Genomic DNA, 9,428 nt, shown 5'->3' with positions numbered 1-9,428 from the left:
CTTTAACACAATCAATCATTTGAATTATATTGAAGAAATCGAAGAATCAGGGGTCTATTTTAGAAACTCAAAAATAGATCAATATGATTATAAGGAAAATGAAATTTTATTTAAAGAAATATGGGCTTTAATTGATTTGAAGTAATGTATTTTAGATAACTTTTATAAAATCAATACAAAAGTCATGAAAATTTGTAGTTTTCGGAAACATTATAGTACTTTAAATTCAATAAAATGATAATAGTAAAACTCTTAATTATGTCGAGATAGAAATGAAGGATATCTTATATTTTAGGAGGTTTTAGTTTGGAAGAAATTTGTTTTAAGCAATTTCAATATTTTATCTAATGTTATTTGGTAATGGCAGAGAATTATAGTGAAGTTATTAAACTATCTTGTGAGTTTAAAGAAACTGAATATCAACAATATATAGATAAACTTTTAGCAGAAGTAACAGAAATAAAACAAATCGAACAGTGGGATACAGTACAAGGATATGTTATAGAATATGGCATGAGAAATTGCAATGTAGATCAAGCTAGATATTTAATTCAACAAATTCTACTTGGATTAGAAAGCTGAATTTCTTTTATTATGTGCAAGATCTATAGGTATAATAAAAATGTAAAAAATCTTATACACAATTAATAATTTTTCGTAGTATGTGGATGCAATCAATCAATAAAATCATAAAATACAGATAATAAAAGTAATCTTAACGGGGGTATTTCTTTGAAAAAATATATGATATGGAGCCTTGTGCTCCTTCTTTTCTTCATCCAGTTACCGATGTTTCCTAATGAAGCATCAGCAGATTTTTCTCCAGCTGCTGGAGTTCAAGTGAAGGGCATTCGCGGTGCCAATGGAATTTATTATGGCAAGATATCTGTTGAATTTAGTAGTGGAATAGAATATACCAGAGATCAGGGACAGAGTTGGCAAGCCTATAATACTCCAGTCCAATTTGCTCCTCCTAAAGGATACAGTGTCTTATATCGCACTATAGGAAGTAGTGAATACAACACTTTAAATTTAACAGTAAAGTTGGATAGTATAGCACCTCTGACAACAGCAGAAATGGTTGGTGCTGGTAATAGCGATAGTTATTACAAAGGATCGGCTCAAGTAAAATTGAGTGCTATTGATCAACAATCTGGAGTGAAAACTATTCAATATAGTACTGATTTAGGTATGAATTGGTTAACTTATTCCGGTCCAGTTACCATCACTGAAGAACAAGCATCACAATTTTATTATCGTTCTATTGATTACTATGGAAATATTGAAAAGAATCGTATCTTAACTGTTTTAGTAGATTCTACACCACCTGATGTCCCTACTGTAAGAATAGACCCTATGTATTGGACAACTCAAAATGCAACCGTTTCAATCATAGACGGGACAGACGAGAACAGTGGAACAGCCAAAACAGAATATAGTATTGGTGAATCGGGTCAATGGATCACTTATGAGAATCCATTTGTAGTATCTACTGAAAATGAGACTATATATGCTCGCTCTGTGGATGGAGCAGGTAATATAAGTCCTATTGTTGAGACTTTTGTTCCAATAGATCGTACAGCACCTCAATCGCCTAAGGTGGAAATGGATGAGGAGTGGAGCTGGCTTCCTGTAACGGTTTCTATTAATACAGAACAAGATCAAAATGAACGGAATCGTATTCGTTATCAGTTTAAAATGGATGATTCTCTTGAATGGGAGACCTATGTAGATGAATTATCTATTGAAAAAGTAGGAGAGAATCCTATATCTTTCCGGTCGTTTGATGAAGCAGAAAACTATAGTCCGATTGTGACTAAAGTTGCTCGCTTTGATGACATCCCGCCTACAGCACCAACAACGTTTAAAGTGGATAATTTACGATATAACCAGTTTGATCTCTCTTGGTCTGGTGCTACAGATAATATTGGTATCAAAGGATATGATATTTACACTGAAGATGATCAATTTGTAGCTACTGTGGATAGAGATCATTATCAAATCACAGGATTAAAAGCAAATACTACTTATCGGTATAAATTAGTCACTTATGATCTTGCTTATAATGAATCTGATTATAGTGAAGTATTTGAAGTGACTACTCATAGTAGACCTGATTTTAAATCTACAGATAATTCCTTAATTGCTCTAAGAGGGGATGGAACTGTATGGACATGGGGAACAAATGCCGAGGGTTCTTTAGGAACTGGAAACAACTATGCCAGAAGTATACCTAAACCTATTGCAAATTTGAATAATGTTAAATCAATATATACAGGTAGTGGTTTTGTAATAGCTCAAAAAGTAGATGGAACTGTTGTGGGTTGGGGAGGATTTCCTGTTAATAGTACAATGCCTAAAGAAATTAAAATACTGAAAGAAGCTAAGAAATTTTTTATTAAAAATAAAAGAATATTTATTATACAAAAAGATGACTCCTTATGGGCATGGGGTCAAGATCCATTTTTTGAAAGTGCAGATAAAGCTTTTGAAACTCCTGAAAGTATAAATTTAAAAGATGTAAAAGATTTGAAGTTTGCGGCAAAATCTGTAGTGGTCTTGACTAATTCTAAAGATTTATGGACGTGGGGAAAATCAAGCATTGCAAATAGTTCTAGACCAGCTAGACATCCTATTTATATTGATGGTAAAGGTGACAATGTCTCAAGCATTTCAAGTGGTGGGGAATTTGCTATCGCTTTATTAAGTACCAAAACATTGAATACATGGGGTTATGATAGAAGCGGAGAACTAGGCAACAATCCCAATAATAATTTTTTTGAACCAAAACCTTTGTATGAGATGGGAGATACATCTGTTCAAAGAATGTATAGTGAAGGTTCACTTGCTTATTATATACTCGAAAATATTGACAGAGCTTATGCTGCTGACAATTATGGTTTTGCAATAAATGAATTAGGTGAATTATGGGGCTGGGGAAATAATGATCAAGGACAATTAGGTAATTCTTTAAATAAAAACTTCTACCTTGCCGAAAAATTAAAAATAGACAATGTTTTGGAATTGTTTACTCCTGGCTATGGTATACCCAATTACGTATTAGCTTTGAAAAAAGATCATACTTTGTGGGGTTGGGGAGACAGTAAAAATCTCACAGGAAATACTCAACCTTCAAAAAATTCACCTCCAAAAATGCTTCTAGACAACGTAGATATGATTAATTACCAATACAATTCTATAACTGCTGTAAAATCAGATGAAACATTTTGGATGATGGGTCAAGATTTTTGGAGCGGAGTAGAATATAGTAGATATGAATCTGCACAAAAAGTTAATTTTGGTGAAAGTATTTCTTCAGGGCAACCTGCCATTGAAATTCCTAGTACACCTGATAAATTAAATTTGTTGGAAGCAACTATGGACACTATTAAACTAAATTGGGCTTCTTCATTAAGCAAAAAAGATATTAAATATTATAATATTTATGTAGATGATCAAAGAGTAGGAGTATCTTCTACAAATGAATATACAATTACTCAATTAAAACCTAACCAAAATTATAAAATTACTATAATGGCTGAAGATATAAGAGGATTTGTATCTGAAGTAAGTGAGCCTTTATTAGTTACAACAGTAGAGGATAAACCAAGCAAAGTAACTAATTTGAGTGTATCTTCTAAATCATTACATTCTGTTCAATTTACTTGGGGTAACTCAAAAAGTGCTTCTGAAATTTTGGAATATAGAATATTTATGGATGATAAACAAATTGCAACTACTACTAATACGATGTATATGGTGAAAAATCTAAAGTCTGGAAGTACGTATAGTTTTAAAATTCAGGCTCTAAATAAAAAACAATCATTATCTGAGCCTAGTGAATTATTAAAGGTTACCCTTAATGAAGATATACCTACTATGCCATCAGGTTTGACTTCAAATAAGCAAACTTCTAGTTCCATTCAATTAAATTGGTTGCCTTCTCAAAGTGAATCTATTATTAATAAGTATGTAATTTTTGTTAATAATATAGAGATTGGTACATCGAAAAAAGAAGAATATTTAATTGAAGGTTTAAAAGCTTTAACTGCCTATAAAATCACAGTAAAAGCTGTGTCAGAAGAAGGATATTCATCTAGCTTTAGTGTTCCTTTAGAAACTATGACAAAAACTGATGAAATAATTGCAATACCAACTGAATTGAAAATATCTGGGATAGAGGGAACGAAAGGTTATCTAAAATGGGATGTTATAGGCGATGATACAAAAATAAAGGGATATAATGTTTATTTAAATAATATTTTATACAAATCAGTCAAAGAGAAAAATGTTATTATAGAAAATTTAAATTATTTTAAAAATTTCGAGGTTTATGTGAAGTCTGTCAATATGCCTGGATATGAATCTGAGCCAAGTAAGACTATTACCTTTAAGTTAGCTACCTTAAATAATATTTCTATTATTGAAGCTGGAAATGGAAATCATATGTCGTTGCTAAAACCAAATGGAAGTGTTTGGATGTGGGGAAGTAATAATTATAAACAAATTTCAAACACATCAGTTTCCAGCTATAAAGTACCAGTATTAATAAATATAAATGATGCTCAATTAACTAGGCAAGATAGTATGTATAGTTACATTATAAAAACCGATGGAAGCCTATGGTTTGCTGGTAATAATAAAGCTATGGGTAAATCCTGGTATATTATTAATGTAGTAGATTTAGTTTTACCAAATGAAGGCACAAACAATTATGCATTAAAAGGAGATGGAACAGTTTCAAGACTTTCTAGAACGAACCCGGATCAAGTATCTGCTAAAGTTATTGATTCAGTAATTGGTTTGTCTGCTAATAAGGATCAAGTATTAGCATTGAAAAAAGATGGAACAGTTTGGGATATTTCTAATGATCAACCTAAGATAGTCTATGGGATAAGTGATGTGAAAGAAATTGATTCTAATTATGATGGTAATTTTGCTTTGAAAAAGGATGGAACTGTATGGAGCTGGAAAAATAATTACAATCCTACACAAGTGCCAGGATTAGATGAGATCCAATCCATCTCAGCAGCAGCTAGTTCAGCTGCTGCCTTGACAAAAGATGGAAGAGTTTTTGCTTGGGGAAGTAATAATACAGGACAATTTGGAAATGGTTTAATTTCAAATACAAAATCTTCAGTCCCTCTTTGGATATACAGAATTACTGATGTTAAACAAATATCTGTAGGGAATGGATATATGGCAGCAATCAAATCTGATGGAACAGTGTGGACTTGGGGAAGAAACACAGAAGGACAATTAGGAGATGGCACCCTAGTTAATCAGCTAGTTCCAACAAAAATTAATTTTTAACTATTTATTTTAAATAAACAATTAAATAGTTGATCTAAAAGAGTAGTAAGTTTTAAACTTACTGCTCTTTACATTAAGAAATCAAACCATGTTACAATAAAACAAACAACTGATTTTCATCAATAAAGGAGAATACACAATGAATATCACGATACGTAATGCTCAATTGGAGCAAGTGCCTGAGCCAGAGAGAGGGTATATTGGCAAAGTGGAATTAGTCGTCGAGGGGCATGCTGAACCGTATGAAGTAACTCTGTTCACCAAGCGTGGCAAAGAGTGGGATTATAGCTTACACTTTCTAAATGAACCGGGCAAAGAAGAAGAAATTCTAGCGCTGGAAACACTCATCAGCGAAGATGATGATATGTTTGATCGTATTATTGATGCAGTTTGGGATTTTTATGAAGCGAATGAAGAACAGTCAGCTTCGGAGTAAATGATATAAACAGTACTACAAAGTAGCTAATATCCGTCATGGTTAGACAGGATATTAGCTATTTTTTGTTATTTTTACATGAAAAGGAGTTATAAGACTTGGCGTAAAGGGTTATTATAGGATAATATGCAAATGAAGAATACTGTACTCTTCATATATCTAACAACAGAAAGTAGGAATTCTAGGCCGCATGATTTCATGCCGCATTGATTGCACACATCGTAGCTGATTATAGACACAACAGATCGAAGGGAGATGTATGATGATCGGTTTTTTTCGCAATAAAACAGTACCTTTAGCAGATCAATGGACACGCCTCAAAGAAGCAGGAATTGCAGTGAATGAGGGAATCAGTCTCGAACATTTAATGAATGGTCAAGATAAAGCGTGGTTTGAAGAAAAGCCTTATGTGCATCTATTAATTGCACTCGGAGGTCAGACACTGATCGAGGAAGAGTGGGTTAATCATACAAACAATATTTGGTATGTGGATCTCAAAGCTGTAGATAATACAGATATTTATACTCAACTGGCTGAACGTATGGTTCAAATGACAGACGGAGCGCTTGAAATGAAGCATATTCGTAGTTGTGTGGATCATGAGAAGCGTAATGTATTGTTTTCTTTTATCTATCATGGAGAACGTATCGAATGGAATTTGGAATATAAGAATGAATGGATTGATAAAAGCTTTTTCGATTATATAATTGCGCTTGATCGTAAACGTAATCCTGAAAAACAATTTGTAGCTAGTCCACAAGACCATCATCTATTAATAGCGTATATTGATCAGAAGCAGTTCAAACAGCTCAATAAATGGGTCAAACCGGAGTTCGAATTATGGGATAATGGAGCTCGGTAATTACAAAATGGATCGACTGGCTACCTGATTGGATAAGGTATGCTAATCGATCCATTTTTGTATAGTGGACTATTTGATAAAAATGCCTCCAAAAGGAATCACTTCACGCAATACACGTTTGAATAATCCATCGCCTTGCAAATGCTTTTCCAATTCACCGCTATCGTGTCCGCTTTGGATCAGTACGGAGCCACTACCAATCATCTGCCATTGATAATGCATATGTTGACTGGCAAGGTGGTTACCATAGACACTTAACTTCAGTTGAGCATTTTCTGGATACGCAAGTAGACTACGAGCATCAACATACAGTGGTTCTGTAGGATGAAGTTTCATTTCCACCACAGCCCCTTTAGTCAAAATACCAATCTCACCTTCACCGCTAAATTTAACTTTGATGGCATCACGAGTAATCAGCATATTTTTGAATTGTAACAGTCGGGTCTGCATTTTGATGCCATCGGTATAATAAAATAAATGACGAAAATCATAGAGCAGATCACTGCCACCACTAATCGGAATAGGCATTAGATTAAAGCCAGGCGGAAGAGAAGCAATAAAGCGACAGGTTCCTGTAAAATCGGCTCGAATCAGATTCCGTTTGCGGTACATGCCTTTGACATCCATAAAGCGATCGCTACGTCCTCCAGAAGGGCCGGTATAAGCAATCACTTGTCCGGGATGCAGCATATGCAGTTTTTCAGCTTCACCGAGTACGATCGTAACCGCTTGACCGGACGCGGGCATTTTAGTTGATTGTTGCCATTCCAATTGCAAAAGGATTCCTCCTGAAATGTATACTCAAATTTGTACGGGCAGATAGGATGATCTATTCTATCGTTGTTAACGACGACGTAAGCCAAAGCGGATCAGACGGGTAGATACAAAGAAAAGGACGACTATCCCTATAGCAGTAAAGACTAATGCTTTCCAAAAGCGAGCGCTTTGTGCACGATTAGCTTCAGATTGTTTGAGTTGTTCTACTGTTTGAGCAAGTAGAGCATTTTGTTCAGCCAAACGAGCATTTTCCTCGCGATACGATTCTATATTGGATTGCGCTTGGTTAAGTTGAGTCTGAGCTTGATCGAGCTTGTTGAGTGCTTGATCATAGCCTTCTTTTAACTGATTGACTTCCTGGGGCAAATTCGTAAAAGTCTCAATCCCATTTTTGTAGTCTTCCCACCAACCTGCATGGGCCATTGTCTGACTGCTGAATACTCCAGACAATACTAACAATAAGACCAAAAATGTGCGTAACGGTTGAGTCCTTTTTGACATCGTAATCCCCCTTCCATATAAATAGCTATTGTTTACCTATTCATCATAATAGATATACCCTAATATTACATGGTTTAGATACAAAAATACATTTTGATCTGTACTTTATCATGTATTCCAAAGAAAAATAGTAGAAAAGTACAGATCAAATGTTTAGGTTGGAAAATATATGGGTAATACTAAGACAGGCTGAACAAAATAAATATTCTGGTTACACCACATACACCAAGAAGATTAACTATACTAGGAGTGAAATATAATATGTACAATTCAAATTTTGATAACAATTACAGAAAGATTCAAATTACAGTAAATGGCGAGCCTGTAGGCGATGGTCTGGTACTAGATCGTATCACTTATGCTCCTTTACGCGAAGAAGACGACAAAGCAGATAAAGCAACTCAACATAACGCTATATCTTCTATCTAAATACAACTTGTATACAAAGTATCACCGATAGACGCGGAGATCCACGACCCGCGGCTTTTTTTATATCTAAAATAGTGGCTATCGAACGGATATAGAGAGATATAAGCCGGATAACTGTTTTTTCGATCTACAGGAAAAATAGCTATACGGTTTTTTTATAAATAAATATTGAGTTATATTTGGTATCTGCTACGTATCTATTATAATAAGTAAAACAAAGTATTAATTATGGATTGAAGGAGCTCAATACGATGAACACTATGGAGAGTCAGGCTGAACTGGAACAAGCGTTACAACAGATCAAAAAGTGGGAAAAAGATCAAGGCGGCATTATGTTTTGGGACAAATTGGGACGTATTCCTTTTATGATTCTGGACAAAATGACACCGAAAATGATTCGTAACAAATTAGGCGTAGTATTAAATGAATTAGGACGTTTTATTCAAAGTGGTGGAACCTATCTTATTTCATCCAAAGCGGTCATGCAGCGTCTAGCCAAAGAACAAGGGCAAGCGGATCAAGAGTTGACGATAGCACAAGCTTCTCAATTGCCTCTTCAAGTGATGAACAAAACAGCAGATTCTTTATCCAAAAATCGCTCTAACTGGGCAGCACTTCAAGGCGCAACGACAGGCATTGGTGGGATTTTTACCATTTCAGCCGATATTCCAGCGATGATCGGAATGTCACTCAAAATTCTGCAAGAGATCGCTTTATGCTACGGTTACGATCCTAAAGATCCCAAAGAACGTTTGTTTATTATGAAATGTCTGCAATTTTCTTCTTCTGATATCGTTGGCAAAAAATCAATCCTATCTGAATTGTCTGATTTTGATCATGCAGATACGTCTAAAGAAGTCTTTTCCCAAATGAAAGGATGGCATGAAGTCATCACAACTTACCGTGATAATTTTGGGATCAAAAAATTATTTCAATTGATACCTGTTGCAGGAATTGCTTTTGGTGCATTTACCAACCATACAGCACTTGAAAGTGTCGCAGAAGCAGGCAAAATGTTATATCGCAAACGTCGTGTTCAAGAGCGTCTGCAAGAATTACAACAAGCCGACTCAACTGCTACTTCTTTAGAAAAAATGTAACTGAATAGAT

8 protein-coding genes are annotated in these 9,428 nt (G+C 34.6%); 6 read left to right on the top strand and 2 right to left on the bottom strand.

The genetic code is table 11. The annotated features are described in order from the left end of the window. The first annotated feature begins 360 nt into the window (after window positions 1-360). The 4 genes from PTI45_RS03700 (at window position 361) to PTI45_RS03685 (ending at window position 6,611) form a co-directional block, all read left to right on the top strand. Complete coding sequence (locus PTI45_RS03700; RefSeq protein WP_069326189.1) at window positions 361-582, top strand: hypothetical protein; 222 nt, start codon at window positions 361-363, stop codon at window positions 580-582. Between the two features lie 150 nt (window positions 583-732). Next, window positions 733-5,313, top strand: a complete 4,581-nt coding sequence (locus tag PTI45_RS03695) for a fibronectin type III domain-containing protein (protein WP_083243324.1) — start codon at window positions 733-735, stop codon at window positions 5,311-5,313. 139 nt (window positions 5,314-5,452) lie between these two features. Next, window positions 5,453-5,749, top strand: coding sequence for a hypothetical protein (locus tag PTI45_RS03690; RefSeq protein WP_069326187.1), 297 nt, complete (start codon window positions 5,453-5,455; stop codon window positions 5,747-5,749). Between the two features lie 262 nt (window positions 5,750-6,011). Continuing rightward, entirely contained in the window at window positions 6,012-6,611 is a 600-nt protein-coding gene (locus PTI45_RS03685) for a hypothetical protein (RefSeq protein WP_069326186.1), read from the top strand. A 69-nt stretch (window positions 6,612-6,680) separates the two neighbouring features. Here PTI45_RS03685 and PTI45_RS03680 read toward each other — a convergent pair whose 3' ends face one another. After that, window positions 6,681-7,358, bottom strand: a complete 678-nt coding sequence (locus PTI45_RS03680) for an AIM24 family protein (RefSeq protein WP_139129208.1) — start codon at window positions 7,356-7,358, stop codon at window positions 6,681-6,683. A 96-nt stretch (window positions 7,359-7,454) separates the two neighbouring features. Beyond that, the gene (locus PTI45_RS03675; protein WP_069326184.1) at window positions 7,455-7,889 is read right to left on the bottom strand and encodes a hypothetical protein; all 435 of its coding nucleotides are present in this window, start codon (window positions 7,887-7,889) and stop codon (window positions 7,455-7,457) included. Between the two features lie 261 nt (window positions 7,890-8,150). Between PTI45_RS03675 and PTI45_RS24045 the strand changes: the two genes are divergently transcribed. Then, a complete protein-coding gene (locus PTI45_RS24045) occupies window positions 8,151-8,318 on the top strand; it encodes a hypothetical protein (protein WP_175425112.1) in 168 nt (55 codons plus the stop codon). Window positions 8,319-8,569: 251 nt separating this feature from the next. Next, entirely contained in the window at window positions 8,570-9,418 is an 849-nt protein-coding gene (locus PTI45_RS03670; protein ID WP_069326183.1) for an EcsC family protein, read from the top strand. The last annotated feature ends 10 nt before the right edge of the window (window positions 9,419-9,428 follow it).

Origin of the sequence: Paenibacillus nuruki (assembly GCF_001721045.1) — a bacterium.
GTDB classification, from domain to species: Bacteria; Bacillota; Bacilli; order Paenibacillales; family Paenibacillaceae; genus Saccharibacillus; species Saccharibacillus nuruki.
This window is presented reverse-complemented; position numbering and strand designations above follow the sequence as displayed.

What these genes read in the sequence shown, in the direction of transcription:
- PTI45_RS03700 (WP_069326189.1), top strand. Translation starts at nt 361, where the DNA reads ATGGCAGAGAATTATAGTGAAGTTATTAAACTATCTTGTGAGTTTAAA.
- PTI45_RS03690 (WP_069326187.1), top strand. Translation starts at nt 5,453, where the DNA reads ATGAATATCACGATACGTAATGCTCAATTGGAGCAAGTGCCTGAGCCA.
- PTI45_RS03685 (WP_069326186.1), top strand. Translation starts at nt 6,012, where the DNA reads ATGATCGGTTTTTTTCGCAATAAAACAGTACCTTTAGCAGATCAATGG.
- PTI45_RS03680 (WP_139129208.1), bottom strand. Translation starts at nt 7,358, where the DNA reads ATGCCCGCGTCCGGTCAAGCGGTTACGATCGTACTCGGTGAAGCTGAA.
- PTI45_RS03675 (WP_069326184.1), bottom strand. Translation starts at nt 7,889, where the DNA reads ATGTCAAAAAGGACTCAACCGTTACGCACATTTTTGGTCTTATTGTTA.
- PTI45_RS24045 (WP_175425112.1), top strand. Translation starts at nt 8,151, where the DNA reads ATGTACAATTCAAATTTTGATAACAATTACAGAAAGATTCAAATTACA.
- PTI45_RS03670 (WP_069326183.1), top strand. Translation starts at nt 8,570, where the DNA reads ATGAACACTATGGAGAGTCAGGCTGAACTGGAACAAGCGTTACAACAG.